Here is a 25,821-nt window from a genome sequence, read left to right as displayed (position 1 = left end):
GCATGTCAGTCCAGCAACAGTTCATCGTCTTCGCCAATCAACGTCGGGACGCCGCGTAGAACACCCTGGAAAGCCGTCAGCGGGATGCCCAGGGTAATCCCCGCATGCCCGATCCTGAATTCGCGGATCGTGTCTTCGTGCCTTCCCATACGTTTCTTAACGACCGAGATCGCGCGTCGGACCCGACCGGTCGCTTCGAAATATCGCAACAGGATCACGGTGTCCGCCAGATAGGTCACGTCGACCGGGGATTTCATGTCGCCGACCAGGCCGTGTTGCGCGACGGTCAGGAAGGTCATCACGCCCTGCCGGTTCAGATATTGCAACAATTCATGCATGTGCAGGATCAGTGCCTGCTCTTCCGGCATTGCCGCCTGATAGCCGTTGAGGCTGTCGATCACGACGGTCCGTGCCTTGTAGCGTTCGACACAGATCCGCACCCGCTCCGAGAATTCGCCTGGCGAGAGTTCGGCCGCATCGATCTGCTCGATCACGAGCTTGTTCGCAGCGACCATCGCTTCAAGGTCAATTCCAAGACCAAGCGCGCGGCTGAACAACAGCCCGAGTTCCTCGTCGAAAACGAACATCGCGGCGTTTTCGCCCCGCTCGACGGCGGCCTTGACGAAGCTCAACGTTAACAGCGACTTGCCTGTGCCCGCCGGGCCGAGCACGAGGGTGCTTGCGCCGCGTTCGAAACCGCCGCCGATCAGCCGGTCGAACGCCGCGTTGCCGACGGGAATGCTTTCCCGCGAAAACGCGCCGCGATGCTCCGCCGAGACGAGGCGCGGGAACACGCGGATCCCGCCGGTGTCGATGACCAGATCGTGATAGCCCCCGCGATAGCGCCGGCCCCGATATTTCAGGACGCGCAACCGCCGCCGTTCCGCGCCGTACGTGGGCGACAATTCCTCCAGCCGGATGACCGCGTGCGCGACCGAATGGACGGTCTTGTCCATCATGTCCGCGGTCAGATCATCCAGCATCAGGACGGTCGCGTCCTGCTGCGCGAAGTAATGTTTGAGCGCGAGGATCTGCCGACGATAGCGCAGCGAACTCTGCGCCAGCAGGCGGATTTCGGAAAGGCTATCGAGCACGATCCGCGACGGCTTGATCTGCTCGAAAATCTCGAAGATCCGCTTTGTCGTCTCCCCCAGTTCCAGGTCGGACGAATAAAGCAGGCTCTGCTGGTGATTGTCGTTGAGCAGACTTTCGGGTGGGACGAGTTCGAACACGGTAAAGCTGGGGGGAAAGGTCCAGCCGTGGGATTCTGCGCCTTCGCGCAACTCCTCCTCGGTTTCCGACAAGGTGATGTAGAGCACCCGCTCGCCCGCTTCGGCCCCTTGCAGCAGGAATTGGGTCGAGATGGTCGTCTTGCCGGTGCCCGGGCTGCCTTCTAGCAGAATCAGGCGGCCGCGCTGGAGTCCTCCGGCCAGGATGTCATCGAGACCCGCCACGCCGGTTGGACAATCTGCCACACAATTTCCCCTTTGACGCGGGTCGTAACGCCCACGCCGATTTTATGGACTGATATGGATCAAGAGTGCGGGCGAACAACCGTTTTTTTGATCGGGAAGGGGGCGCGTTGTATCCTTCCTGTCGGGCGATCGGCCATAGGGATGGATTGATCAGATCCTGGCCAACCGCGTAGGGAAAGACGATGGCAGCCAGTCGTATTCGCCGTTTCCTGACCGAGGAGAACTGGACCTTCGCGCCGCATGAGCGGCCCGCGCTGCCCGGCTCGCCCGCATCGCCTGAACATTCCGCGGTCGTCCGCTTGGCGTATGGCGCGATTGCGATCCTTGTGGGGCTGACCGGCGGGCTCGGCACCGCGCTGATTTCGGTCAACACCATGACATTGCAGGGCTCGCTCGGTTTCGATCCGACCGAGATCGCGTGGTTGCCGACGGTGTACGTGATGACCAATGCGTCGATGAACCTGTTGCTGATCAAGTTCCGCCAGCAATACGGTCTGCGACCCTTTACGATCATCTTCCTCGGATTGTACGTGCTGCTCGCGTTCGCGCACCTGTTCGTCCACGGGTTCTGGTCGGCGATCGCGGTGCGCGCGGCGAGCGGGATGGCGGGCGCTGCGCTCAGTTCGCTCAGCCTCTATTACATGATGCAGGCGTTGCCGACGAAATGGCGATTGCGGGCGCTGGTCATCGGGATCGGCATTCCGCAATGCGCCACCCCGCTCGCGCGGTTGTTCTCCCCGGAACTGCTCGCGATGTCGCAATGGCGCGCGCTGTACCTGTTCGAATTCGGGCTGGCATTGCTGTCGCTGGTCGCGGTCAGCTTGCTGCGCTTGCCCCCGACCGAACGCAAAAGCGCGTTCGAGCCGCTGGATTTCGTCACTTTCACGCTGTTCGCCGTCGCAATCGCGCTGTTCTCGGCGGTGCTTGGGCAGGGGCGGATCGTATGGTGGTTCGAGGCGCCGTGGATCGGCTGGTCGCTCGTCGTCGCGATCCCGTTGCTCGCGACGGCGCTGGTGATCGAACATGGGCGCGCCAACCCGCTGCTCAACACGCGCTGGCTGGGCAGCGCCGATATCGTCCGTTTTGCGGTGGTGACGCTGATGGCGCGGCTGGTGCTGTCCGAACAGACCTATGCCGCGGTTGGGTTGCTGACCGTATTGGGGCAAAACAACGACCAGTTCGGGACGCTGTTCGTCATCATCTTCGTCGCTTCGATCGCAGGCGTCATTGCCAGCGCCGTGACGCTCGACGTCAACCGGCTGACGCATCCGGTGATGCTCGCGATCGGCCTGGTCGCGGTTGCGGCCTATGTCGATTCGCTATCGACCAGCCTGACGCGCCCGCCGCAGTTGTACCTGACGCAAGCCGTGATCGCGTTTGCCGGCACCTTCTTCCTCGGCCCGTCGCTGCTGTTCGGGATGACCCGCGCGTTGAAGGCGGGCGCGGGGCATATCATCAGTTTCCTCGCGCTGTTCGGCATGGTCAACGCGATCGGCGGGCTCGGCGGGGCGGCGTTGCTGGGCACGTATCAGACGATCGCGGAGAAAGCGCACAGCGCCGCGATCGTCCAGTCGATCGACCCGACCGATCCGATCGTGGCTGCGCGGATCGCGGCGGGCGGTGGCGCGGTCGGGCGGGTCGTCGGCGATCCGACGTTGCGCGCCGCCGAGGGCGGTGCGCTGCTCGCCCAAACCGCGACGCGCGAGGCGAATGTCCTTGCCTATGACGATACGTTTAGGCTGGTGGCGGTTCTCGCCGGGCTGACCACCGTCTATCTTGCGTTTCTTCTGATTCGCCGCACGAGGCGCGAACGTCGCGCGGCGCTTGCCAAGGCTCCTGCATGACCGACACGCGCCAGACTCCGCAAAATCCCGTCGCAGCCACCCCCGTCACCGAGGCCCGCGCCGAGGAGAACGCTGCCGCCCCCGCCGCCCCCGCTGCGCCGGTAGGATCGGGCTGGCGGCCGCCGCGGCCCTCGCGCGGCGCGCTGATCGTCGCGATCGTATTGTCGGCGGTCGGGATCGGCGCGGTGCTCTATGCGTGGCGCCTGCCGCCGTTCGCCACTGCGAACCAGGCGACCGACAATGCCTATGTGCGCGGCCGCACCACGGTGATCAGCCCGCAGGTCAGCGGTTATGTCACCGCGGTGCTGGTGCGCGATTTCGCAAGCGTGACGCAGGGGCAACCGCTGGTGCGGATCGACGACCGGATCTACCGCCAGCGCGTCGATCAGGCCAAGGCGCAGGTTGCCGGGCAGGAGGCGACGCTGGCGAACAGCGACCAGACCGCGCGCGCGCGCGCCGCCAGCTTGCAGGCGCAGGATGCGGCGGTGGCCAACGCCAACGCGCAGTTGCTCCGCGCGCAGGCGGACATGAACCGAGTCAACGACCTCGTCACCGATGGGTCGGTGTCGCTGCGCGAACGCGACCAGACGCTGGCGGCCCTCCGGCAAGCGCAGGCGGGCGTGTTGCAGGCCAAGGCCGCGCGCGAGATCGCGCGGCAGGACATCCGCACGGTCGAGGTCGGACGCGGCGGGCAGCAAGCCGGCGTCAGCGGCGCGGAGGCGGCGCAGCGGCTCGCGCAGATCGATTTCGACAATACGGTGGTGCGCGCGCCTGAAAGCGGACGGTTGAGCGAAGTCGGCGTGCGGGTCGGGCAATATGTCACAGCCGGGTCGCAGCTGATGTTCCTCGTGCCGCCCGAAACCTGGGTGATCGCCAATTACAAGGAAGCGCAGACCGCGCGCATGGCGGTCGGGCAACCCGCGAGCTTTACTGTCGACGGCCTCGCCAATGCGCGACTGACCGGTCATGTCGAGCGGCTGTCGCCCGCCGCCGGTTCCGAATTCGCGGTGCTCAAGGCGGACAATGCGACGGGCAATTTCACCAAGGTGCCGCAGCGGATCGCAGTCCGGATCAGGATCGATCCGGGTCAGCCGCTTGCGGCTCGGCTGCGCCCGGGAATGTCGGTGCAGACTCGGATCGACACATCCTCCGGGCCGCGGATCCGATGAGACGCGCGCTGGGCGTGGCGGCTTTTGGCGTGCTGGTCACGGGCTGCGTCGGCCCGCGGCCCGCAGCACCGGTGGCGACCGCGATCGTCGCGCCTCCTGCATGGCGGACCGCGCTCGGTCCGGGGGCCCCGGTCCGCGCGGAGTGGTGGAATGCGTTCGGCGATCCGGTGCTGACGCGCCTGGTGGCCGAAGCGCTTGCCAACAATCCCGACCTGGGGATTGCAGCGGGGCGCGTCGACGAAGCCCGTGCGGCCGAGCGCTTGGCGCGCGCGCAACTGTCGCCGACCGTCAGCGTGGGGGTGCCAACGACCGATTCACGCGCGCTCAATGCCTTTGGCACAGCGAGCACCAATCTAACGGCGACGCCGTCGATCACCGCCAGCTACGACCCCGACCTGTTCGGGCGGTTGCGCAACGCCAGCGCCGCCGCGCGCGCGCAATTGCTCGCGAGTGAAGGCGCACGCGACGTCGTGCGGCTCGCCATCGCGAGCAGCGTCGCGAGCGGGTACATCACGCTGCGCGCGCTCGACGCGCGGCTGGCGGTCGCGCGCGATACGCTTGCGGCGCGCGGCGATGCGCTGCGGATCGCGCGGCGACGCGCGGAGACGGGTTATACGTCCAATCTCGAGCTGCATCAGGCGGAGGGCGAATATCGCGCGACCGAACAGCTGATCCCGCAGGCGCAACTGGCGATCACGCGGCAAGAGGATGCGCTGAGCCTGTTGCTCGGCGCGACGCCCCGCGCGATCGGGCGGGGGGCTGCTTTGACCGCGCTGGTCCTGCCACCGATCCCGGACGGGCTGCCCGCCGACCTGTTGCGCCGTCGGCCCGATCTGTTCCAGGCGGAACAGACGCTGGTCGCCGCCGACCGCAGCCTCGACAGTGCGCGCGCGGCGTTGCTCCCGAACATTGCGCTGACCGGTTCGGCGGGGGTGATCCTGACGACCGCATTGGCCAATCCGGTCGGGATCTTTTCGCTCGGCGGGAGCGTGCTGTCGCCGCTGTTCGACGGCGGGCGGTTGCGCGCGAACGTCGATCTGACCGTTGCGCGGCGGGACCAGGCGGCGTTTAGTTATCGGCGGTCTGCGTTGACTGCGTTTCGCGAAGTCGACGACAGTCTCGCCGGGGTCCAGCGCTCGGGCGAGCAGGCCGTCGCAATCCGCGGGCAGCGCGATGCTTATGCCGCCGCGCTGCGCAACGCGTCGAACCGCTACCGGGCGGGCTATTCGTCGTATCTCGACCAGCTCGATACGCAACGCGGGCTGCTCACCGCCGAGCTTGCGCTGGTGCAGGCGAATGCGGATCGGTTGACGTCCTATGTCGCGCTGTACCAGGCGATGGGGGGCGGGTGGACCGAAGCGGACGTGGCGGCGGTGCGGCGGTAAGGTAGGCCCGGGCGAGTGGCGCTCAAAACGTGAAAGGGGCGGCCGTCGTGCGATCCGCGATGCGCAGCGCGTCCTCGACCAGCCGCAGCGGCGACAAGTCGACTTCGGACTCACCTGCCGCCACCAGATCCGCAAACCGCGCGTAGATCGAGCCATACTCGATGTTCTCCGATTTGCGCGGTGCCTCCCCGTCGATCGCGATCGTCGCGCCGCCGTCGCTGAGCAGCAGGCTCCCGCGATCGGTATCGATCCGCATGTCCCAGCTTTGCGGGCCGGTTTGCAGGAAGTCGAAATCCGCCGTGATCCGGATGTCGCCTGCCGCCATCGCGAACGTCGCGGCAATCGGGGCGCCCCGGCCTTCGGGGATCGCGATACGCGCGGTTTCGATGCGAACGGGGTCGGGCAGGATGAAGGTGAGGATCGACAGCGCGTTGATCCCGGGATCGAATACGCCCAAACCATTCTCCGCCAAGATCCACTCCTGTCCCGGATGCCAGCGGCGGATGTCTTCCTTCCACACGATCTCGACCGCCACGACGTTCCGTTCGGCAATCCATGCGCGCGCCTCGGCGACCGCGGCGGCCTCGCGCGAGTGCCAGGTCGCCATCAGCGTCGTGCCGGTGGTGGCGGCATGCGCCACGATCGCCTCCGCTTCCACGAGCGTCGCGGCGGTCGGCTTTTCGAGCAGCACCGCCAGCCCCGCATCGATCGCGGCGGTGGCGATGCCCGCGCGGTACGACGGCGGGGTGCAGACGGCGACCGCGTCGAGACCGGGGACGGCGGCCAGCATCGCCGCCAGATCCGCAAACGCCGCGACACCCGCCAGGCTGCCGTGTGGATCCGCGGTGCCGATCAGGGTAAAGCGGGGATTCGCCAGGATCGCGGGAATATGCTGATCGCGCGCGATCTTGCCGATGCCGACGATACCGAGACGGAGGACACCATCGCGCGGCGAAGCGGGGTCGGTCGCGGTCGGCATGGCGGCACTCGTCTTTTGTATGATGACTGCCGCGCTCCTAGGCGGCGGCGGGGGCGGCATCAACCCGTTGGCGATCCGTCCTTCCCTTCGACTCGGTCGATCAGCTCAATCACGTCGCCGATCAGATGGCGCATTGCGGCCCGCGCTGCGACCGGATCGCGCGCGACGATCGCGTCGCGGACGGCGGCGTGATCGGTAATGCTCGCGTTGCGCCCCTTGATGCGGTTGGTGAAGCGGATCGAGGTGCGTAGCGCGGTGGCGACGACATCGCGGAATTGCCCGTAGAACGGATTGCGCGACGCCTTGAGGATGGCGATGTGGAACGCGATGTCGGCGTCCAGCGGATCATCCGCTTCGCGATCGGCGGCGATCATCCGGTCCAGCCCGGCATCGATCTGCCGCAAGTCCGCCGCCCCGCCGAACTGCGCCGCCAGCGCCGCCGCTTCGGGTTCGATCGCGATCCGCAACTGGCTGAACTGGCGCAGCAGATCGACCGAGAAAGTGCGCTCGAGCATCCAGCGCAGGACGTCGGTGTCGAACAGGTTCCACGTTTCGGCCGGGCGGACGACCGTGCCTTGCCGTGGACGGGCGCTGAGCAGGCCCTTGGCGGTCAGCATCTTGACCGCTTCGCGGGTCACCGAGCGGCTGACTCCGTGTGTCTGCGCAAGCTGCGCTTCGGTCGGGAAGGGCTGGGTTTCATACTGGCCGGTGACGATCGCGAGCCCGATCGTATCGAGCAGACGGTAGGTCAGGTTGCGCGCGGGCGGCTGTGTCTGCTGGGCCATAAGCGCCCATTCTGACCGTTTGTTGGGGCACTGTCACCATCCAGACCCGTGCGGATCCGCTGGACACACGGAATAAGTCAGATAAATACCGCAGCAGCCCGCAACCGCTTTGCGCGGGCGTGATCGCCGTTGTCGGTGCGAAGGAGTCCAAGCGTTGACCATGTCCGTATCGTCGGCCTTCACCGATGCCTTTCTTGCGGTCGATTGGGGAACGACGAACCGTCGCGTCTATCGGATCGAGGCGGGCAAGGTCGTCGCCACCGACCGCGACGCGCGCGGCGTCACCGCTGTGGCGAAGGATGGGTTCGCCAGTGAAGTCGCCGATATCCGTGCGCACTTCGGGGATCTTCCGATGCTGCTTGCCGGAATGGTCGGGTCGACGATCGGCTGGCGCGACGTGCCCTATGTCGCGGTGCCTGCCGGGTTCGCGACGCTCGCGCAGGGGCTCGGCTGGATCGACGACCGAACCGCGATCGTGCCGGGCCTGTCGGTCCTCCGGGGTGGTCGGGCGGACGTGATGCGCGGCGAGGAAGTACAGTTGCTTGGTGCGGTCGAGGCGGGGCTCGTGCCGCGCGACGGCCTGCTCTGCCAGCCCGGAACCCATTGCAAATGGGCACGGATGGCCGATGGGATCGTCGTGGATTTCACCACCGCGATGACCGGCGAACTGTTTGCGCTGCTGCGCGGTCACGGATTGTTGTCGAGCCAGCTCGTCGGTGCGGTTGTTCCCGGTGCCGCGTTCCGCGAGGGCGTCGAAGCGGGCAAGCGGCGCGACCTCTCCGCCGCGTTGTTCGGCATCCGCGCGAGCAAGCTGCTCGGGCAGCGCGATGACGCCGACGCCGCCTCTTACGCGAGCGGTCTGCTGATCGGCAGCGACGTTGCCGTGCGGCTCGAAACCGGGGCGGGCGATGTCCATATCCTGTCCGATCCCGACCTGGGCGGGCTGTATGCCCTCGCGGTCGAAGCGAATGGCGGCACGCCCCATGTCGTCGACAGCCACGCCGCCTTTGCGGCCGGAATCATCGCGCTGGCAAAAGCGCTTGGAGAATGATCACATGACCATGGTTTCCGATTTCGACGCCGCCTTCGCGCGTTGCCCGCTGGTCGCGATCCTGCGCGGGGTTCGCCCCGACGAGGTCGAGGCGATCGGCGAGGAACTCGTCGCGGCGGGGTTCACGCTGATCGAAGTGCCGATGAACTCGCCCGACCCGCTCGACAGCGTCGCGCGGCTGGCGAAGCGGTTCGAGGGCCGCGCGATCATCGGCGCGGGGACCGTGCTCGATACCGACGGCGTCGCCGCGGTGCAGGCGGCGGGCGGGACCATGATCATTTCCCCCAACATGAACCCGCGCGTCATCGCAGCAACGGCGGCGGCGGGGCTGGTGTCGCTGCCGGGGATCGCCACGCCGAGCGAAGCATTCCTCGCGCTCGAAACCGGTGCGACTGCGCTCAAGCTTTTCCCGGCAGAGGCGGCAAGCCCGACGATCCTGAAGGCGATGCGCGCGGTGTTGCCCAAGACGGCGCGCGTCCTGCCGGTCGGTGGAATCACCCCCGAGGGGATGGCACCGTGGACCGCGGCGGGCGCTGCCGGGTTCGGTCTGGGCGGTGCGCTCTATTCGGTCGGCGCGACCGCCGAGCAGGTCGGCGCGAACGCGCGCGCGTTCATCGCCGCACTGGGGTAAGCACCCCTTTTCCCCGAACGGTTTGGGGGAGGGCCATCCCGCTCTAGCCCTTCCGAAAATCGCTGGTATGGCCAGTCCTGCAACACAGCAGGCCCGGCACAGGGCGGTAATCGGGAGCGGCAGGCGATGGCGGGATTGTGGTTCGAGCAGTTGGAAGTCGGGCAGACGTTTGCCCACGCGATCCGGCGGACCGTGACCGAGACCGACAATCTGTTGTTCTCGACGCTCACGCATAACCCGGCGCAGCTGCATCTCGACGCTGAATACATGAAGGACAGCGACTACGGGCGGATCATCGTCAATTCGACCTTCACGCTCGGGCTGATGGTCGGCGTTTCGGTCGGGGATACGACGCTCGGCACCGCGGTCGCCAATCTCGGGTGGGATGAGGTGCGGTTTCCCGCGCCCGTGTTCATCGGCGATACGCTGAGGGTCGAGACCGAAGTGGTCGAGGTGCGTGAGTCCCGCTCACGGCCCGACGCGGGGATCGTCACCTTCGTCCACCGCGCGTTCAACCAGCGGGAGGAACTCGTTGCGTCGTGCAAGCGGACCGGATTGCAGCGCAAGACCCCGGTGGAGGCAAGCGCATGATCGACCTGCGATCGTGGCTGTTCATCCCGGGCGACAGCGAGAAGAAGCTCGCCAAGGCCGATGGCACCGGCGCGGATGCGTTGATTTTCGATCTCGAGGATTCGGTTGCGCCCGAGAACAAGGCACGCGGGCGCGATCTCGTCGCCGGACTGTTGGCGGATCGGCTGCAGGCGGCGCGGACGAGTCAGCTGTGGGTGCGGATCAACCCGCTCGACAGCGGGATGGTGCTCGACGATCTGGTAGCGGTGGTGGCGGCGGCGCCCGATGGCGTGATGCTGCCCAAATGCGGCGGGCCTGCCGATATCGCGCAACTGTCTTTCTATCTCGACGCGCTCGAGGCGCAGGCCGGGCTCACCGTCGGATCGATCGCGATCCTGCCGGTCGCGACCGAAACTGCCGCTGCGCCATTCACGCTCGGCGACTATGCCAAGGTGCGGCAGGCGCGGCTTGCCGGGCTGACCTGGGGGGCGGAGGATCTGGCGGCGGCACTGGGCGCGTCCACCAATCTCGATCCGGCGGGGGGATGGGCGCTGACCTACCGCACCGTTCGGACGCTGACGCTGCTCGGCGCGAAGGCGGCGGGGGTGCAGGCGGTCGATACGCTGTACGTTGATTTCCGCGATGACGCTGGGTTGCGGGCGTCGTCTCGCGCATCGCGCGCGGAGGGGTTTACCGGGCGGCTGGCGATTCACCCGGCGCAGGTCGCGGCGATCAATGAGAGTTATCTCCCCGATGCGGAGGAGGTCGCGTTCGCCGAGCGGGTGGTCGCGGCGTTCGATGCGGCGGGTGGCGCGGGGACGGTTGGGCTCGATGGGCGGATGCTGGATATTCCGCATTTGAAGCAGGCGCGCGGGGTGTTGGCGAAGGCCGGGGCTTACGGGGGGTAGCCGTTGTCGCTAGCTCGCTTGATGTTGCTGGCTGCTCGACACGGATTTCGACCCACGCCATTGCTCCTATGTTCCGCCGCCAAAGGGTTGCGACACGTGTGAGGGCTTTCCCTAGCCCCTCCCCTTCAGGGGAGGGGCTTCTTTAAGAAGCCCCTCCAGCCGCGCATCTTCTACGCCTCCGCCGCTGCAGCGGCCTTGCGCTGACGCTCGCCGAAAACGGTAGCCAACCGTCGCGGATTAGACCCGAAACGGTCATGACCCCGCAACACAAAGTCGGCATGCGCCACGACGAGGCCGACAATCGGCCCGTCAGGGAGTTTCCAGCAATGACGCTTCGTTTTCACCTGCTTGCGGGTTCGATGATGCTTGCCCTTTGTTCGACCGCTGCGGTCGCGCAAACCGCCGCGCCGGTCGAGCCGCAGGCGACCGACCTCCCCGCAAGCGACGCCCCCGCCGCCGACACGTCCGACATCGTCGTGCTCGGCTTCGGGCAGGCGCGGCAGGTGCAGACGGTCAGCAATCTCGACATCGAACGCCTGACCCCCGGCTCGACCCCGCTCAAGGCAATCGCCAAGCTTCCCGGCGTCAACTATCAGGCAGCCGACGCCTTCGGCGCGTACGAATGGTCGTCGCGGATCACGCTGCGCGGGTTCAACCAGAACCAGCTCGGCTTTACGCTCGACGGCATTCCGCTCGGCGACATGAGCTACGGCAACACCAACGGTCTCCACATCAGCCGCGCGATCATTTCCGAGAACCTCGGCGTCGCGTCGGTCGCGCAGGGCGCGGGGGCGCTCGGCACCGCGTCCAGCAGCAATCTCGGCGGAACGATCGAATTCACCTCGCTCAAGCCGTCGGACACGATGGGGATCGTCGCGTCGGGCACCTATGGCAGCAACGAGACGTATCGCGGGTTCGTCCGGCTCGAGAGCGGTGACATCACCGGGCAGGGGCTCAAGGGCTATATCAGCTACGGCTATCTCAAGACCGACAAGTGGAAGGGCTTCGGCGAACAGCGCCAGCATCAGGTCAACGCGAAGATCGTCCAGGATCTCGGCAGCCGCGGCTCGATCACCGGTTTCTTCGATTATTCGGACCGGCGCGAGCAGGACTATCAGGATCTCAGCCTCGATCTGATCAAGCGGTTCGGCTACAACCTCGACAATATCTCGAACAACTTCCCGCTCGCGACGCAGCTGGCGCAAGTCTATGCGAACCAGAACACCGCCACCGGCCGCCCGCTGCCCTATCCGGCTGCGGGAACGACCTTTCCGGCACCCTATAAGACGGTCGACGACGTCTATTACGATGCTGGCGGGCTGCGGCAGGATTATCTCGCGGGCGCGACGTTCGACAGTCGGCTGACCGACCATGTCTCGCTCAAGCTGACCGGCTATTATCACGACAATCACGGGCAGGGCGTCTGGTATCTGCCCTATACGCCGACGCCGGGCGGCGCCTCGCTGTCGGTACGCACGACCGAATATGATATCCATCGCGGTGGCGTATTGGGGCATGTCGCGGTCGACACCGGGCCGAACCACCTCGAAATCGGCGGGTGGTACGAATCGAACGATTCCGAGAATGCGCGGCGGTTCTACGGTCTTGCCAATCAGTCGACTGCATCGCTGCCGACGCTTCAGTTCAAGAGCAATCCGTTCTTCACGCAGTTCGATGCCAAGTTCAACACCGAGACCCTGATGTACTACGTCTCCGACAAGCTGACGCTGGGCGACTTGACGCTGACCGGCGGGTGGAAGGGTTTGCAAGTCGTCAACCGCGCCAAGGCGATCGTCGGCACGCTCGCTGCCGGAAAGATCGAGTCGAAGGACTGGTTCCTGCCGCAGGTCGGCGCCTTGTACCGGATCGGCGGCCAGACCGAGGTGTTCGCGACCTTCACGCAAAACATGCGCGCGTTCACGTCCGGCGCAGTCGGCGGGTCGCCCTTCGCTACGACGCAGGCCGGGCTCGACCTGATTCGCAACACGCTCAAGCCTGAGCGGTCGGACAGCTACGAAGTCGGCGGGCGCTTCCGGATGGCCGGGTTCCAGGCGTCGATCGCAGGCTATTATGTCGACTTCTCGAACCGCTTGCTGTCGCTGGCGAACGGAACGGGCGGCGCGGGCAACCCGACGACGCTGCAGAACGTCGGTTCGGTGCGCAACTACGGCGTCGAAGTGACCGGCACGTACAAGGTGATGCCGGCGGTTTCGCTTTATGCCTCCTATTCCTACGGCAAGGCGGAATATCGCGACAACGTCATCAGCACCGCGGTCGGCTCGGTCGGGCAGATCGATACCGCGACCAAGGGCAAGACCGTTCCCGACAACCCCGAGCACATGCTGAAGGGCGAGGCGGTCTATGACGACGGCCACTTCCTCGCGCGGGTCGGCGCCAACTATATGTCGAAGCGCTACTTCACCTATCTCAACGATCAGTCGGTCCCGGGCCGCGTGCTGGTCGATGCGACGATCGGCTACACCTTCCGGGGTGAGGGCGTGCTCAACGGACTGGGGATCGAGGGGAGCGTCACCAACCTGACCGACCTCGGCTATGTCGCGACGATCGGGTCGAACGGCTTCGGCAAGAGCGGCGACAGCCAGACGCTGCTCGCCGGTGCGCCGCGGCAGTTCTTCGTGACGGTGAAGAAGGGGTTCTAGGGGATTGTCCCCCCCGGGGGGGCTGTTCCAAGACGTAAAAAAACCCGCCGTGCGCATAGCGCACGGCGGGTTTTGTTTTGAATAAGACGGGGCGCTAAGCCTTCGTCATTCCTCGAGCGGCTGGCCCGGCACCGTTGCGATCTCGGTCGTCCGACTGCCCCACAGGGCGTAGAACAGGATGTACAGTTCGCACGCCGCGGTCAGCAGGAAGGACGTCTGCAACCCATAGGCATCCGCAATCTGCCCCTGCACGACGACCAGAGCACCGCCGGCAATTGCCATGATCAACAGCCCCGACCCTTCCTCGGTCAACGGGCCGAGGCCCTTGATCCCGAGCGTGAAGATCGTCGGGAACATGATCGAGTGGAACAGCCCGACGAGGATCAGCGCCCACATCGCCATTGGCCCGGTCGTGAAGACGGTGACGAGCATCACGACGAACGCGCCGATCGAGAACGCCGCAAGCACCGTCTCCGCCGGGATCTTCTGCATGATGAACGAGCCGAGGAAGCGACCGATCATCATGAAGCCCCACAGGAAGGTGAGGTAGCGACCGGCCTGCTCATGCGTCAGGTCCGCGATTTGCGGCTGGCTGACGAAATTGACGAACAGGTTGGCGACGCCGATCTCGGCGATCAGGTAGATGAAGATCGCGGGGATGCCGAACACCAGGTTGCGGTGCTTCCACAGCGAGTGGTTCTTGCGGTCGGCCTTCGCCATCCGGCTGGTCGATGTGCCCATCGCAGGCAACGGGAACCGCGCGATCACGACCGCGAGGATGACGAGCACGATCGCCACCAGCACGTAAGGCAGGACCACCGACTGCGCATCGGCGAGCCGCTCCGCCTGGGTGAACACTGCACCCGACTTGGCGGTGCCGCTGGTCGAGCGCCCGAGGATCAGATACGCGCCGAACAGCGGCGCAAGCATCGTCCCGGCGGAGTTGAGCGCCTGGACGAGGTTCAAGCGCGCCGACGCTGTCTCAGGCGAGCCGATCACCGCGACATAGGGGTTGGCCGCGACCTGCAGCAGCGTGATTCCGCTCGCGATGACGAACAGCATGACGAGCGTGACGCCGTAGGACGGAATGCTCGCGGCCACCGTCATGCCGACTGCGCCGGCTGCCATGATGAGCAGACCGACGACGAGCGACTTCTTGTAGCCGATACGTTCGATCAGCTTCGCCGAGGGGATCGACGCGAAGAAATAGGCGATGAACCACACGCTCTCGATCAGTGTGGTCTGTGTATAGCTCAGCTCGAACACGCTGCGCAGATGCGGCAGCAGCGTGTTGTTGATGACGGTGATGAACCCCCACATGAAGAACAGCGTGCCAAGCAGCACCAGCGCGCTGACATAGGAAGGGCGCACGCCGCCCTCCGGTGGCGCCTCGGTCAGCGTCGGTTGCCGGGTGGGTGTTATTGCCATGGGCACGCATCCTCATTGATCTTATAAATGTCTGAGTATATCTCGATCTGGATAGCGTCAAACGCGGAGTTCCCGAAAATGTCTGAGTCCACACCTCCCCAGCTCCGCAGCCGTGCGTGGTTCGATAATCCCGACAACATTGATATGACCGCGCTGTATCTCGAGCGGTATCTCAACTTCGGGTTGAGCCTCGCCGAGCTGCAGTCGGGCAAGCCGATCATCGGCATTGCGCAGACGGGCTCCGACCTGTCGCCGTGCAACCGCCACCACCTCGTCTTGGCCGAGCGGCTGCGCGAAGGCATTCGTGAAGCCGGCGGCATCGCGCTCGAATTCCCGGTCCATCCGATCCAGGAAACCGGCAAGCGCCCAACCGCGGGCCTCGACCGCAACCTCGCCTATCTCGGGCTGGTCGAGACTCTGTACGGCTATCCGCTCGACGGCGTCGTGCTGACGATCGGTTGCGACAAGACCACGCCGGCCTGCCTGATGGCGGCGGCGACCGTGAACATCCCCGCGATCGCCTTGTCGGTCGGCCCGATGCTCAACGGCTGGCACAAGGGCGAGCGCACCGGCTCGGGCACGATCGTATGGAAGGCGCGCGAACTGCTCGCGGCTGGCGAGATCGATCACGCCGAATTCATCCGTCTGGTGGCGTCGTCGGCACCGTCGACCGGCTATTGCAACACGATGGGCACCGCGACGACGATGAACTCGCTGTGCGAGGCGCTTGGCATGTCGCTGCCGGGTTCGGCCGCGATCCCCGCGCCGTATCGTGATCGCCAGGAAGTCGCCTATTTGACCGGCAAGCGCATCGTCGAGATGGTCGCCGAGGACCTCAAGCCGTCGGACATCATGACGCGCGACGCGTTCCTCAATGCGATTCGCGTCAATTCGGCAATCGGCGGATCGACCAACGCGCCGATCCATCTCACCGCCATCTCACGCCACATCGGCGTCGATGTCCCGGTCGAGACGTGGCAGGAGCATGGCCTCGACATTCCTTTGCTCGTCAACCTGCAGCCCGCCGGTGAATATCTCGGCGAGGATTTCTACCGTGCGGGCGGCGTTCCGGCGGTCGTGTCGCAGCTGATCGACCAGGGGTTGATTCTCGAAGACGCGATGACCGTCAACGGCAAGACGATGGGCGAGAATTGCCGTGGCGTGGCGATCGAGGACGAGAAGGTCATCCGTCCGTTCGCGACCCCGCTGATGGAGGCGGCAGGCTTCGTCGTGCTGTCGGGCAACCTGTTCGAGAATGCGGTGATGAAGACGAGCGTGATCTCGCCCGAATTCCGCGAGCGCTACCTCTCCAACCCGGATGATCTCGATGCGTTCGAAGGTCCGGTCGTGGTGTTCGACGGGCCGGAGGAATATCACCGCCTGATCGACGACCCCGCAACCGGGATCACCGCGGAAACGCTGCTGGTGATGCGCGGCGCCGGGCCGATCGGCTTCCCGGGCGCTGCCGAAGTCGTCAACATGCGCCCGCCGGCGCATCTGATCCTCGATGGCGTCCACGCGCTGCCGTGCATCGGCGACGGTCGCCAGTCGGGGACGAGCGGCAGCCCGTCGATCCTCAACGCCTCGCCCGAGGCGGCTGCGGGCGGCACGCTCGGCTTGTTGCGCACGGGCGACCGTGTGCGGATCGACCTCAACCGCGGCACTGCCAACGTGCTGATCGACGATGCTGAAATCGCGGCACGGCGCGAAGCGCAGCAAGCGGCCGGGGGCTATGCCTATCCCGCGTCGCAGACCCCGTGGCAGGAAATGCAGCGCGCGGTGGTCGGCCAGCTCGGCACCGGCGCGATCCTCGAAGGGGCGGAAGCGTATCAGCGCATCGCCCAGACCCGTGGGTTGCCGCGCGACAACCACTGAGACCCATGGGGGATGCCGGGCCCGTCCCTGCATCCTCATGGCCCGCGTCCTTCGGTGAGGGGCGCGGGACCATGATGCACCATGGGGCGTCTAGGAAGGTATCGAGCGGACGTCCTTTGGGAGGCGAACCGCAGAAAGCCGCCGGCCTTTCGGCCAGCGGCTTCAGCGTTCGCAACGGCAAAGCTCCTATGCGTAGCTTGCAATCGTTTTAACCGACTGGCGACGACGCACCGCAAAGCCGATCATGCCGAAACCCGCGAGCATCATCGCCCAGGTCGCGGTTTCAGGAATGGCGCCGGCAGTTGCCACTGGGCTGGACGATGCGGTCCCGAGAGCAGAGATCGTGCCGTTACCGTTTATCCGATATATATCGGCAGCGACGTTATCCTGATGGAAGAAGGCGATGCCCCGTGCCGCGCCTGCGTTGAAGTTCACTCCGCTACCGTCCAGAAACGTCGGCCCTGACGTGAAATAATAGTATGTCGGACTGCCCGGTGCGTCGAATAGACCGCTGATTGCGACTCCGTTGATCGTTCCGGAGATGCCCGTGATCGCAAGAGCCGTTTGTCCAAATCGCTGAACCGCCGTGTCCGAGGTCGTAAAAATGCCGCGTGCCGTTTGAAAAGGGCCGCCGAACAGGGTGCTGGTGGTGTCAAAGCTGAAATTGAATTGTGCCGCGTTTGCTGGGAGCGCGATGATCGCGGCCATTCCTGCGATCACTAAAGTAAGCTTTTTCATTTCACTCTCCCACTATTTTTACAGACGGAGCTTTTTTGATTTGCCACGCCGGGGGAAGCTACGTGAGGCCTCGTTAAAAGGTTGCTCCGAAATTAACCAAGTTCATCACAGTGTTCCAAGCGCGCGGCCCTTCCGAGCCATCAACGGGCCCTCAAGGCTTACTCGTCGTGATCGGGGACCGATTTCTTGTGGGAGTGCAACAGGCGTTTCGATCAAAAACGCGTCGTCGTTCTTCCGCATACGCTGAGTGTTTTGGTGTGCGACTTGGCGGGTGCAAACGTTTTGGCCTTCGGTGAAAAGCAGCCTGTCTATCTTGTGGGGGGGATTGGGCGTTTTCTGTCCGTCCGTTTCACCGTCCGAAAGCTGCCAATCGGCTTTCACGAACCGTTGGCACGCTAGAAGCGCCTGAACTTCCCGGCCTGGTGGAAAGCGGACTGTCTGCTTGCCGGAAGGTTTATTCCGATAGCTGCCATAGGGGGGGACACCACGTTTCCCGAAGACGATGGTATTTGTAGAAAGCTGAGCCTGTAAGCCGATTTCGCCTTCAAGGCGCTTCTCCCGCGTGTTCCCGATCAAACATCTCTCGTGATGCGCGAAAGCTGTCGACGTTCTCGACGATCCACGTCCACAGGGGAACCATCCTGACCAGTAGCTTCAGTCCGGTTTCGGATAGAGCATATTCTACATGAGGAACCACCTCCTCGAAGTCGTGACGCACCACCAATCCATCGCGCTCCAGATGGCGCAGCGTGCGCGTCAGCATCCGCTGCGTGATACCGTGCATCCGTCGGCCGATTTCCGCATGGCGAAGCTGGCCGTACACGCCGAGCGTATGGATGACACCAAGCGACCAGCGGTTGCCGGCATGGGCCAACACCTCACGGCGAACCCCGTCGTCATCGTCCCGCAGGCCGTCACAAACCGTTTGCGAATATCGGAGGATGTCCTCCTCGCTTAAAGATTGAACGGCAGTATCACGCATGTACCCATCTTTCACGTTTGCCCGTGGCTAGCCAGATCACCGGCATCCACGGTGAAACGAGTTAGAATGATGAACGATACAGTCTCCAACGTGAACTCCCGCAATAGCCTTGTCCTGGGTGCCGGCGAGCTTGGCATGCCCGTGCTCCGCAATCTGGCGCGTCGCGCCAAGGGGATCGACGGTGCCAGGATCAGCGTCCTTCTCCGCGAGAGTGCCGTCGAGTCGGGGGATCCCTCCAAGCAGCGTGACATCGCCGAAATCCGCGAAGCCGGGATCGAGATCGTGCTCGGCGACCTGGTGAACGACACGATCGATGAGCTGGCATCGCTCTTTTCGGACTACGACACGGTGATCGGCTGTGCAGGCTATGCAGCCGGGATCGACACGCCGATGAAGCTCGCCAAGGCGGCGCTGCAATCCGGTATCTCGCGCTATTTCCCGTGGCAGTTCGGCGTCGACTTCGACGCGATCGGCCGCGGCGGGCCGCAGGACATCTTCGATGCGCAGCTCGATGTGCGCGAGTTGCTGCGCTCGCAGGACAAGACCGAGTGGGTCATCATCTCTACGGGCATGTTCATGAGCTACCTGTTCGAGCCAGACTTTGGTGTCGTCGATCTGGAGAATAGCGAAGTTCACGCGCTCGGCAGCCTTGATACCGCTGTGACGCTGACGACGCCGGATGACATCGGTATGCTGACCGCCGAGATCGTGTTCTTCGAGCCGACGATCCGCAACGAGATCGTCTTCCTGGCCGGTGACACCGTCACATATGGCGAGGTCGCGGAAAAATTGGAGGTGGCACTGGGCCGGGCCTTCAAGCGGTCGGTTTGGACCGTGCCTTTCCTAATGGAAGAGCTAGCGAACGATCCGAAAAACATGATGCGCAAGTACCGTGCAGCCTTCGCGATCGGTCGCGGTGTGTCCTGGCCGAAGGCAGGCACGTTCAATGATCGGCATGGCCTTCCGGTCACCGACGTTGCGGCCCTGATCGATGCCGATCTGCGAGGGGCGCAACAGAAAAAGTGATGCAGGCGGGGTGACTGTAGAGACCTTCCCAAAGACAAACCTAGAGTGGGACACTCCCCGGCGATCACGCAGACAGCCATCCGGGGCAACCTCCCTTCTGAAATCCGCCCTCAATTGGCCAATCGCAGACGGAGAAACGGGAAAGATCGCGCTTAACGAAGGCCGTTATCTGAAGGCTGGATCGCCAGCTTGAACGTCCAGGTGTAGGCGTTTGCGGTCAGTTCGCCTTCGGTTGCCCGAAAGAAGCCGGGCCTCTGCGGCTTAGACCATACCAGGCACGTTCCGGCAAAGGCAGGGGCCAGTCGCGCCAGTCATTGTAGCGGGCAGCAGGCCCCGACGGTAAAGGACTACGGAACCTCGGCACGAGGCCGGTGTGCCGCAGGAACGACCGGTTCCAAGACGTTCTGATACGTCTCGCCGCCGCCGGAGACCGGACGGCACGCCGCTTTACTCCCGCTCGGTCAGCCCCATGTCGCCGAGCGCGAGCCGCAGCAAGTCCACCATGGCGCGGTGCGCAGCTTTGGCGTCGCCTGCGACGATCGCGTCGTGGACGCGCTCGTGATCGGGGAGGGGGTCGCGGGGGAGTGCGTGTTTGCGTTGCTTGAACGTCGTCGTCCAGCGCACCGCCGCCCCGACGCTGTTGGCGAGCGCGGCAAGCGGTTCGTTGCGCGCCGCCGCCAGGATCGCCCGGTGGAACCGCTGATCCGCGGTCTGCCCGCGCGGGTCCTTGAGCCCGTACAGCCGCATCGCCGCGATGCCTTCCTCGAGATCCACCAGATCCGCGTCGCTGCGCCGCCGCGCTGCGAACGCTGCCGCGGCGGGTTCGATCACGCCGCGCAGTTCGAACAGGTCGATGATGAAGTCGGTGTCGGGCTCACCCTCGAACGTCCACGCCAGCACGTCGACGTCGAGCAGGTTCCAGCGGCTGCGCGGGGTAACGCGGGTTCCTGCTTTCGGGCGGCTTTCCACCAGCCCCTTCGCCGCGAGGATACGGATCGCTTCGCGATACGCGGTGCGCGAAACGCCCAGCGCTTCGCTCGCTTCGATCTCGCCGCCAAACACCGCGCCTGGCTGGCGCACGCCGCTGACGATCTCGACGCCGATGTCATGCGCGATGATGCCGTGGATGCGGAGCCCGGGCAGGCGATCGTCTTCGCCGGTCGTGCCGCTCCCCGGCGGATCGGCGCGACCGTGTCCGTCGTGCGCCGATGTCGGGGAGCGGCGCGCCGTTATAGCGTGCGGACCTGTGGCACCGCGTCCTCGCCGACCGCGAGCGGATTGCGGACCGGCAGGGTGAACGGCGCCGCTTCGATCTCGAACACGTCGCCCGGCTGGGTCTGGAACCCTTCGCTGAACGACAAGGTGGCGGTGCCGAAGAAGTGGACGTGGACATCACCCGGACGCCGGAACCCGGCATATTTGAAATGATGATGTTCGAGGTTGGCGATGCTGTGCGACATGTTCGCCTCGCCCGACAGGAACGGCTTTTCCCACACGGTCGCGCCGTCGCGGACAATCCGGCTGGTGCCCCGCACGTCGGCGGGAAGCTCTCCAAGCAACAGCTCGGGGCCGAGCGACGCCGGACGCAATTTGGAATGCGCCAGCCACAGGTAATTGCCGCGTTCGGTGACGTGATCCGAAAACTCGTTGCCAAGCGCGAATCCGATCCGGACCGGCGCGCCGTTCGCGTCGATCAGATACACGCCCGCGATTTCCGGTTCTTCTCCGCCATCCAGCGCGAAGCCCGGCATCGTCAGCTCATCGCCGGGTGCCGCGAGGATCGCGCCGTCGCCCTTGTAGAACCACTCGGGCTGGACGCCTTCGCCGCTCGCGGCGGGCTTGCCGCCATCGACGCCCATCAGGAACATCTTCATCGAGTCGGTCGGCGCCGGATTCTCGACCGCGGAACGATGCATCTGGTCCCGCCCCTCAGCCGAACCGAGATGCGTCAGTCCGGTGCCGCTTACGAGCAGATGCGCGTCGTCGACATGGTCGATCGGGACCAGCAACCGGACGCTCGCCAGATCGACCGCGTCGCCGAGCCGGGTTTCCGCCAACGCCGCCAGCCCGATTTCGGACTGGACCGCGAGTTCGGCGAGCTCGAGCACGGTCGATACCCCGATGACGCGACGCGCGCCATCGGAGGTCATTGCCGCGACGCCACGTGCGCCGTCATCGAACTGTACGAGCGATGCGATCATCGAGCGGACGCTTCCCGCACACCGTCGATCCGGCGTGCAATATCCCACGGATTTCCGTCGCGAAGCGCTGCAGGAAGCATCGCTTGCGGTAGATTTTGGAACGAAACCGGTCGCAGGAAGCGGTAAATGGCGAGCGTTCCGACCGAAGTGGTGCGTCCATCGCTGGTCGCAGGGAAGGGACCGCCATGCACCATCGCATGGCTCACCTCGACTCCCGTCGGCCACCCGTTCGCAAGGATACGCCCAACGCGCCCGGCGATGATCGGGACGATCCCCGCCGCGGCTTCGGCATCGCCGTCATCGATCTGGACCGTCGCGGTCAGCTGGCCTTCGAGCGATGCGATGACATGGCCGACTTCGGTCAAGTCCTTGCAGCGCACCACGACCGAGGAGGAGCCGAACACTTCATGCCCGAGCGCACGATCCGCGAGGAAGCTCGCCGCGTCGGTTTCAAACACCGCGCCGATTGCCTGGTTCGGGCCGGTGGTGTCGACCCCGCGCGCGACGGTGCGAACCGCCGCATGTCCGCTAAGTGCCTCGACGCCCTTTTCATAGGCTTCGTGGATCCCCGGCGACAGCATCGTCGACGCGGCGCTGCCGGTGAGCGCTTCGCCAGCGGCAGCGACGAACGTGTCGAGATCTGGGCCTTCGACCGCAATCACCAACCCGGGATTGGTGCAGAACTGCCCCGCGCCCATCGTCAGCGACTGGACATAAGCCGCGCCCAGTTCTTTCGCACGCGCGGCAAGCGCGGCAGGGAACAGGATGACCGGGTTGATGCTCGACATTTCGGCATAGACCGGGATCGGCTCATCGCGCTCTGCCGCGATCTTCATCAGCGCAAGGCCACCGCCGCGCGACCCGGTAAACCCGACCGCCTTGACGCGTGGGTCCGCCACGAGCGCGCCACCGAGCGCATTGGTATCGCCGGGAAGATAGGAGAACACGCCCGCCGGCAAGCCGCTCGACTGAACCGCTGACGCGATCGCACGCGCGACGAGTTCACCGGTGCCGGGATGCGCCGGATGGCCCTTGACGATCACCGGGCAACCCGCCGCGAAGGCGGACGCCGTGTCGCCGCCAGCAACCGAGAAGGCGAGCGGGAAGTTGGACGCGCCGAACACCGCCACCGGGCCGACCGCGACATTGATGCGGCGCAGGTCGGGGCGGGGCAACGGAGCGCGATCCGGGAGAGCCGGGTCGATCGTTGCGTCAAGGAAGTCGCCCTGGCGCACCATCTGCGCGAACATGCGAAGCTGGCCAACGGTACGGCCGCGTTCGCCTTCGAGGCGGGGGCGGGGCAACCCGCTTTCGGCCATCGCACGGACGATCAGGTCGTCGCCGATCGCAAGGATCGCCTCGGCGATCGCTTCCAGGAACGCTGCGCGTGTCGGCAGGTCGGTCGTCGAATAGACCGGGAATGCTTCTTCTGCCAGTGCGGCAGCCTCCGCGACTGCGTCAGGACCGGCAGCCGAGAAGTTCGGCTCGAGCGTTTCGCCGGTCGCGGGGTTGATTGCGGTAAACCGCGTATCGGCCTGACGAACGTCAGTACCGACCAAAATTGCTCCATCGATCACGAAAAGCCCTTCCATAATAACTCAGACATAATAGGGTTTGCCGCGACCAACTGCAAGGCGAGACTGACCATGCGCGCTATGTCCCGACCGATTTCGACGACGATCCGATCCGCTGCAATCGCAACGGCGGTGATCGCTTCGGTCGCAGGCAGCGCGCAGGCGGCGGGCCCGGCGCGGTTCGACTGGGTGGAATATCGCGGCACCGACGGGACCGCGGTCCCGGCGGGAAGCTATCGCAATCCGATCCTCGCGGGCTATCACCCCGACCCCAGCATCGTCCGCGTCGGCGCGGACTATTATCTGGTCAACTCGACCTTCTCCTGGTTCCCCGGCATCCCGGTGTTCCACAGCCGTGACCTCGTCCATTGGCGGCAGATCGGCAACGCGATCGACCGGCCGAGCCAGCTCGATTTCACCGGGCGCGGCATGTCGGAAGGCGTGTTCGCGCCCGCGATCAACTATCATGCGGGACGGTTCTATATCGTCAACACCTGCGTCCGGTGCGGCGGAAACTTCGTCATCACCGCGACCAATCCGGCGGGGCCGTGGTCGGACCCGGTGTTCCTGTCGACGGTCGAGGGGATCGATCCGTCGCTGTTCTTCGATACCGATGGCAAGGCGTGGCTCATCAACAACCGTGAACCTGTCGGCGGATCGACCTATGATGGGCATCGCGCGCTGTGGATCGAACAGTTCGATCCGGTTCGCCTCAAGATGCTCGGCAATGCCAAGATGGTTGTCAACGGCGGGGTCGATCTTTCCGCGAAGCCGGTCTGGATCGAGGGACCGCATATCTACCGCGTCAAGGACGCTTATTATCTGACCGCGGCGGAGGGCGGCACCAGCGTCAATCACAGCCAGGTCGTATTCAAATCGGACTCGGTGACCGGACCCTATGTCCCCGCACCGCGAGCGATCAACCCGATCCTGACCCAACGCGACCAGCCCGCCGGTCGCGCCGATCCGATCAGCGCGACCGGGCATGCCGATCTGGTGCAACTGCCGGATGGGCGCTGGTGGTCGGTGTTCCTCGGGACCCGGCCGTATGCGCAGGACTATTACAACATCGGGCGCGAGACCTTCCTGCTGCCGGTCGACTGGTCATCGGGCTGGCCGGTCATCCTGCCCAAGGGCCAGACCGTGCCGCGTGTGGTGCGCGCACCGTTGCCGGCGGTGACGGCGCATTCCGTGCCGCTGACTGGGACCTTTTCGGTTCGGACCGATTTTACGGGGCCGCGGCTGGGGCTTGAGTGGATGACGATGCGCGGTGCGCCGTATCAACTTGGCGGAGGCACGTTGCACCTTGATCCGCTGACCGACGGAATTGGCGATTTTGGTAAGCCTGCGTTCGTCGCGCGGCGACAGGAACACAGCACCGCGAGCGTCACCACCGAGGTTCGCTTCACGCCCGGTGAGGGAGAGATGGCGGGGCTCGCCGCCCTCCAGAACGACGCCTATTTCCTGACGATCGCGCTGACCCGGCATGACGGCAAGACCTTCATCCGCGCGGCGCGGCGTGCCGGGAAGGATGAACCCCGCACCGGCGTGACTTTGGCAGAGCGCGCGGTTTCGGTCGCGGGGCCGGTGCGTTTCCGAATCTCTGCGCGGGGCGGGCGGTACGATCTCGCTTTTGCAGTCGGGAAACAGTGGGTGACGCTCGCGCCAGACGTGGACGCGACCAATCTCAGCACCAACAAGGCGGGTGGGTTCGTCGGGACGATGATCGGACCGTTTGCGCAAGGGAAGCGGTGACGGCCTTGCGCGGTTTTCAGGTAATTGATTCGTTCCTGATGCGCAGCCCGCCGTCGTTACCGCACGTAGCTCGCGCCGTTTACGTCGAGCACGGCGCCGGTCATGGACGCTGGCGCCTCCAGCGCAAGAAAACGCGCAACATCCGCGACTTCGTCCGGCGCGGCGACGCGGCCGAGCGGAATGTCCGCCAGAAGTTTGTCGCCCCCGCGGCTCGACAGATAGTCGTCCGCCATGCCGGTCATCGTGAAGCCGGGGCATATGGCGAAGGCCAGAATGCCTTCGCTGGCGTAGCCACGCGCGATGCTCTTGGTCATTGCTACCATTCCCGCCTTGGACGCGGCGTAATGCCAGTGCGCAGGCGAATCCCCGCGATAGGCAGCGCGGCTCGCGACGTTGACGATTCGACCGCCGGTGCCACGGCTTTGCCAGTGCAGCACCGCCAACCGGCATAGCTCTGCGGCGGCGGTAAGGTTGATGCGCATCGTGCGGTCCCACGCCTCGACCCATGCGTGATCGTCGTTTTCCAACGGGTTGGCGTCGAACACCCCGGCATTGTTGATCAATACGTCGATCGTGCCGCCAAGCCGTTCGAGCGCTGCATCCCACAAGGCGCGCGGCGCGGCGGGATCGGCGAAGTCTGCCGGGATGCCGCTGCGGGTGCCGTGCCCGACGATCGCGACGTCGGGACGATCGAGCGTTGCTGCGATGGCGGCACCGATGCCGCGCGACGAACCGGTGAGAAGAATGTTAGTCATGTGCCTGTCCTACCGGGGACCCGCGGCGCA

General features: G+C 65.2%; 21 protein-coding genes. 11 read left to right on the top strand and 10 right to left on the bottom strand.

The genetic code is table 11. From position 1 onward, the window contains the following. Window positions 1–5: 5 nt before the first annotated feature. Window positions 6–1,454, bottom strand: a complete 1,449-nt coding sequence (locus QBJ92_RS00455) for an ATPase domain-containing protein (RefSeq protein ID WP_277967951.1) — start codon at window positions 1,452–1,454, stop codon at window positions 6–8. A gap of 203 nt (window positions 1,455–1,657) precedes the next feature. Here QBJ92_RS00455 and QBJ92_RS00450 point away from each other — a divergent pair, with 203 nt between their 5' ends. The 3 genes from QBJ92_RS00450 to QBJ92_RS00440 are packed head-to-tail and all read left to right on the top strand — an operon-like array spanning window position 1,658 to window position 5,873. Then, window positions 1,658–3,319: an MFS transporter gene (locus QBJ92_RS00450; protein WP_277967703.1), complete on the top strand. Its 1,662-nt coding sequence runs from the start codon at window positions 1,658–1,660 to the stop codon at window positions 3,317–3,319. Next, a complete protein-coding gene (locus QBJ92_RS00445) occupies window positions 3,316–4,488 on the top strand; it encodes an HlyD family secretion protein (RefSeq protein WP_277967702.1) in 1,173 nt (390 codons plus the stop codon). Before QBJ92_RS00450 ends, QBJ92_RS00445 begins: the two co-directional genes overlap by 4 nt. Beyond that, window positions 4,485–5,873 carry an efflux transporter outer membrane subunit gene (locus QBJ92_RS00440; protein ID WP_277967701.1) on the top strand — a complete coding sequence of 463 codons (1,389 nt, stop codon included), beginning with the start codon at window positions 4,485–4,487 and terminating at the stop codon, window positions 5,871–5,873. The genes QBJ92_RS00445 and QBJ92_RS00440 overlap by 4 nt, the downstream gene beginning before the upstream one ends. Before the next feature lie 22 nt (window positions 5,874–5,895). On the opposite strand, the gene QBJ92_RS00435 is transcribed toward QBJ92_RS00440, so the two are convergent. Further along, on the bottom strand, window positions 5,896–6,852 hold the full coding sequence (locus QBJ92_RS00435) for a Gfo/Idh/MocA family protein (protein WP_277967700.1): 957 nt from the start codon (window positions 6,850–6,852) through the stop codon (window positions 5,896–5,898). A gap of 59 nt (window positions 6,853–6,911) precedes the next feature. Next, a complete protein-coding gene (locus QBJ92_RS00430; protein ID WP_277967699.1) occupies window positions 6,912–7,637 on the bottom strand; it encodes a FadR/GntR family transcriptional regulator in 726 nt (241 codons plus the stop codon). Window positions 7,638–7,797: 160 nt separating this feature from the next. On the opposite strand from QBJ92_RS00430, the gene QBJ92_RS00425 reads away from it, so the two are divergent. The 5 genes from QBJ92_RS00425 to QBJ92_RS00405 all read left to right on the top strand — a co-directional run bounded on the left by QBJ92_RS00425 (window position 7,798) and on the right by QBJ92_RS00405 (window position 13,457). Further along, window positions 7,798–8,688 (top strand): 2-dehydro-3-deoxygalactonokinase, encoded by an 891-nt coding sequence (locus tag QBJ92_RS00425; RefSeq protein WP_277967950.1) that lies wholly within the window; start codon window positions 7,798–7,800, stop codon window positions 8,686–8,688. A 4-nt stretch (window positions 8,689–8,692) separates the two neighbouring features. Continuing rightward, window positions 8,693–9,319: a 2-dehydro-3-deoxy-6-phosphogalactonate aldolase gene (locus tag QBJ92_RS00420; protein WP_277967698.1), complete on the top strand. Its 627-nt coding sequence runs from the start codon at window positions 8,693–8,695 to the stop codon at window positions 9,317–9,319. 126 nt (window positions 9,320–9,445) lie between these two features. Beyond that, window positions 9,446–9,910 (top strand): MaoC family dehydratase, encoded by a 465-nt coding sequence (locus tag QBJ92_RS00415; protein WP_277967697.1) that lies wholly within the window; start codon window positions 9,446–9,448, stop codon window positions 9,908–9,910. Beyond that, window positions 9,907–10,797 (top strand): HpcH/HpaI aldolase/citrate lyase family protein, encoded by an 891-nt coding sequence (locus tag QBJ92_RS00410; protein ID WP_277967696.1) that lies wholly within the window; start codon window positions 9,907–9,909, stop codon window positions 10,795–10,797. The genes QBJ92_RS00415 and QBJ92_RS00410 overlap by 4 nt, the downstream gene beginning before the upstream one ends. A gap of 326 nt (window positions 10,798–11,123) precedes the next feature. Further along, entirely contained in the window at window positions 11,124–13,457 is a 2,334-nt protein-coding gene (locus QBJ92_RS00405; protein ID WP_431358339.1) for a TonB-dependent receptor domain-containing protein, read from the top strand. 105 nt (window positions 13,458–13,562) lie between these two features. Here the strand turns inward: QBJ92_RS00405 and QBJ92_RS00400 are convergent, their stop codons facing one another. Continuing rightward, a complete protein-coding gene (locus tag QBJ92_RS00400; protein WP_277967695.1) occupies window positions 13,563–14,885 on the bottom strand; it encodes a sugar MFS transporter in 1,323 nt (440 codons plus the stop codon). A 78-nt stretch (window positions 14,886–14,963) separates the two neighbouring features. On the opposite strand from QBJ92_RS00400, the gene QBJ92_RS00395 reads away from it, so the two are divergent. After that, window positions 14,964–16,760 carry an IlvD/Edd family dehydratase gene (locus QBJ92_RS00395; protein ID WP_277967694.1) on the top strand — a complete coding sequence of 599 codons (1,797 nt, stop codon included), beginning with the start codon at window positions 14,964–14,966 and terminating at the stop codon, window positions 16,758–16,760. 186 nt (window positions 16,761–16,946) lie between these two features. Here the strand turns inward: QBJ92_RS00395 and QBJ92_RS00390 are convergent, their stop codons facing one another. Then, on the bottom strand, window positions 16,947–17,498 hold the full coding sequence (locus QBJ92_RS00390) for a PEPxxWA-CTERM sorting domain-containing protein (protein WP_277967693.1): 552 nt from the start codon (window positions 17,496–17,498) through the stop codon (window positions 16,947–16,949). 544 nt (window positions 17,499–18,042) lie between these two features. Then, window positions 18,043–18,480 (bottom strand): winged helix-turn-helix transcriptional regulator, encoded by a 438-nt coding sequence (locus tag QBJ92_RS00385; protein ID WP_277967692.1) that lies wholly within the window; start codon window positions 18,478–18,480, stop codon window positions 18,043–18,045. Window positions 18,481–18,549: 69 nt separating this feature from the next. Between QBJ92_RS00385 and QBJ92_RS00380 the strand changes: the two genes are divergently transcribed. Further along, window positions 18,550–19,506 carry an aromatic alcohol reductase gene (locus tag QBJ92_RS00380; RefSeq protein ID WP_277967691.1) on the top strand — a complete coding sequence of 319 codons (957 nt, stop codon included), beginning with the start codon at window positions 18,550–18,552 and terminating at the stop codon, window positions 19,504–19,506. Between the two features lie 447 nt (window positions 19,507–19,953). On the opposite strand, the gene QBJ92_RS00375 is transcribed toward QBJ92_RS00380, so the two are convergent. The 3 genes from QBJ92_RS00375 to QBJ92_RS00365 form a co-directional block, all read right to left on the bottom strand. Beyond that, entirely contained in the window at window positions 19,954–20,649 is a 696-nt protein-coding gene (locus tag QBJ92_RS00375; protein ID WP_277967948.1) for a FadR/GntR family transcriptional regulator, read from the bottom strand. Between the two features lie 86 nt (window positions 20,650–20,735). Next, a complete protein-coding gene (gene araD1, locus QBJ92_RS00370; RefSeq protein WP_277967690.1) occupies window positions 20,736–21,707 on the bottom strand; it encodes an AraD1 family protein in 972 nt (323 codons plus the stop codon). Beyond that, complete coding sequence (locus QBJ92_RS00365) at window positions 21,704–23,284, bottom strand: aldehyde dehydrogenase (NADP(+)) (protein WP_277967689.1); 1,581 nt, start codon at window positions 23,282–23,284, stop codon at window positions 21,704–21,706. The genes araD1 and QBJ92_RS00365 overlap by 4 nt, the downstream gene beginning before the upstream one ends. A gap of 78 nt (window positions 23,285–23,362) precedes the next feature. Between QBJ92_RS00365 and QBJ92_RS00360 the strand changes: the two genes are divergently transcribed. Beyond that, window positions 23,363–25,036 carry a glycoside hydrolase family 43 protein gene (locus QBJ92_RS00360; RefSeq protein WP_277967947.1) on the top strand — a complete coding sequence of 558 codons (1,674 nt, stop codon included), beginning with the start codon at window positions 23,363–23,365 and terminating at the stop codon, window positions 25,034–25,036. 56 nt (window positions 25,037–25,092) lie between these two features. Here the strand turns inward: QBJ92_RS00360 and QBJ92_RS00355 are convergent, their stop codons facing one another. Next, window positions 25,093–25,791, bottom strand: a complete 699-nt coding sequence (locus QBJ92_RS00355; protein ID WP_277967688.1) for an SDR family NAD(P)-dependent oxidoreductase — start codon at window positions 25,789–25,791, stop codon at window positions 25,093–25,095. Between the last annotated feature and the right edge of the window lie 30 nt (window positions 25,792–25,821).

Origin of the sequence: Sphingomonas echinoides (assembly GCF_029623395.1) — a bacterium.
GTDB classification, from domain to species: domain Bacteria; phylum Pseudomonadota; class Alphaproteobacteria; order Sphingomonadales; family Sphingomonadaceae; genus Sphingomonas; species Sphingomonas echinoides_A.
The sequence above is the reverse complement of the archived record's forward strand: the minus strand, read 5'-3'. Positions and strand labels throughout refer to the sequence as shown.

Excerpts from the sequence above, each read along its gene's own strand:
- araD1 (WP_277967690.1), bottom strand. The coding sequence starts at position 21,707 with ATGATCGCATCGCTCGTACAGTTCGATGACGGCGCACGTGGCGTCGCG.
- QBJ92_RS00435 (WP_277967700.1), bottom strand. The coding sequence starts at position 6,852 with ATGCCGACCGCGACCGACCCCGCTTCGCCGCGCGATGGTGTCCTCCGT.
- QBJ92_RS00420 (WP_277967698.1), top strand. The coding sequence starts at position 8,693 with ATGACCATGGTTTCCGATTTCGACGCCGCCTTCGCGCGTTGCCCGCTG.
- QBJ92_RS00445 (WP_277967702.1), top strand. The coding sequence starts at position 3,316 with ATGACCGACACGCGCCAGACTCCGCAAAATCCCGTCGCAGCCACCCCC.
- QBJ92_RS00410 (WP_277967696.1), top strand. The coding sequence starts at position 9,907 with ATGATCGACCTGCGATCGTGGCTGTTCATCCCGGGCGACAGCGAGAAG.
- QBJ92_RS00390 (WP_277967693.1), bottom strand. The coding sequence starts at position 17,498 with ATGAAAAAGCTTACTTTAGTGATCGCAGGAATGGCCGCGATCATCGCG.
- QBJ92_RS00415 (WP_277967697.1), top strand. The coding sequence starts at position 9,446 with ATGGCGGGATTGTGGTTCGAGCAGTTGGAAGTCGGGCAGACGTTTGCC.
- QBJ92_RS00355 (WP_277967688.1), bottom strand. The coding sequence starts at position 25,791 with ATGACTAACATTCTTCTCACCGGTTCGTCGCGCGGCATCGGTGCCGCC.
- QBJ92_RS00380 (WP_277967691.1), top strand. The coding sequence starts at position 18,550 with ATGAACGATACAGTCTCCAACGTGAACTCCCGCAATAGCCTTGTCCTG.
- QBJ92_RS00360 (WP_277967947.1), top strand. The coding sequence starts at position 23,363 with ATGTCCCGACCGATTTCGACGACGATCCGATCCGCTGCAATCGCAACG.
- QBJ92_RS00400 (WP_277967695.1), bottom strand. The coding sequence starts at position 14,885 with ATGGCAATAACACCCACCCGGCAACCGACGCTGACCGAGGCGCCACCG.
- QBJ92_RS00395 (WP_277967694.1), top strand. The coding sequence starts at position 14,964 with ATGTCTGAGTCCACACCTCCCCAGCTCCGCAGCCGTGCGTGGTTCGAT.
- QBJ92_RS00440 (WP_277967701.1), top strand. The coding sequence starts at position 4,485 with ATGAGACGCGCGCTGGGCGTGGCGGCTTTTGGCGTGCTGGTCACGGGC.
- QBJ92_RS00425 (WP_277967950.1), top strand. The coding sequence starts at position 7,798 with ATGTCCGTATCGTCGGCCTTCACCGATGCCTTTCTTGCGGTCGATTGG.
- QBJ92_RS00385 (WP_277967692.1), bottom strand. The coding sequence starts at position 18,480 with ATGCGTGATACTGCCGTTCAATCTTTAAGCGAGGAGGACATCCTCCGA.
- QBJ92_RS00405 (WP_431358339.1), top strand. The coding sequence starts at position 11,124 with ATGACGCTTCGTTTTCACCTGCTTGCGGGTTCGATGATGCTTGCCCTT.
- QBJ92_RS00430 (WP_277967699.1), bottom strand. The coding sequence starts at position 7,637 with ATGGCCCAGCAGACACAGCCGCCCGCGCGCAACCTGACCTACCGTCTG.
- QBJ92_RS00450 (WP_277967703.1), top strand. The coding sequence starts at position 1,658 with ATGGCAGCCAGTCGTATTCGCCGTTTCCTGACCGAGGAGAACTGGACC.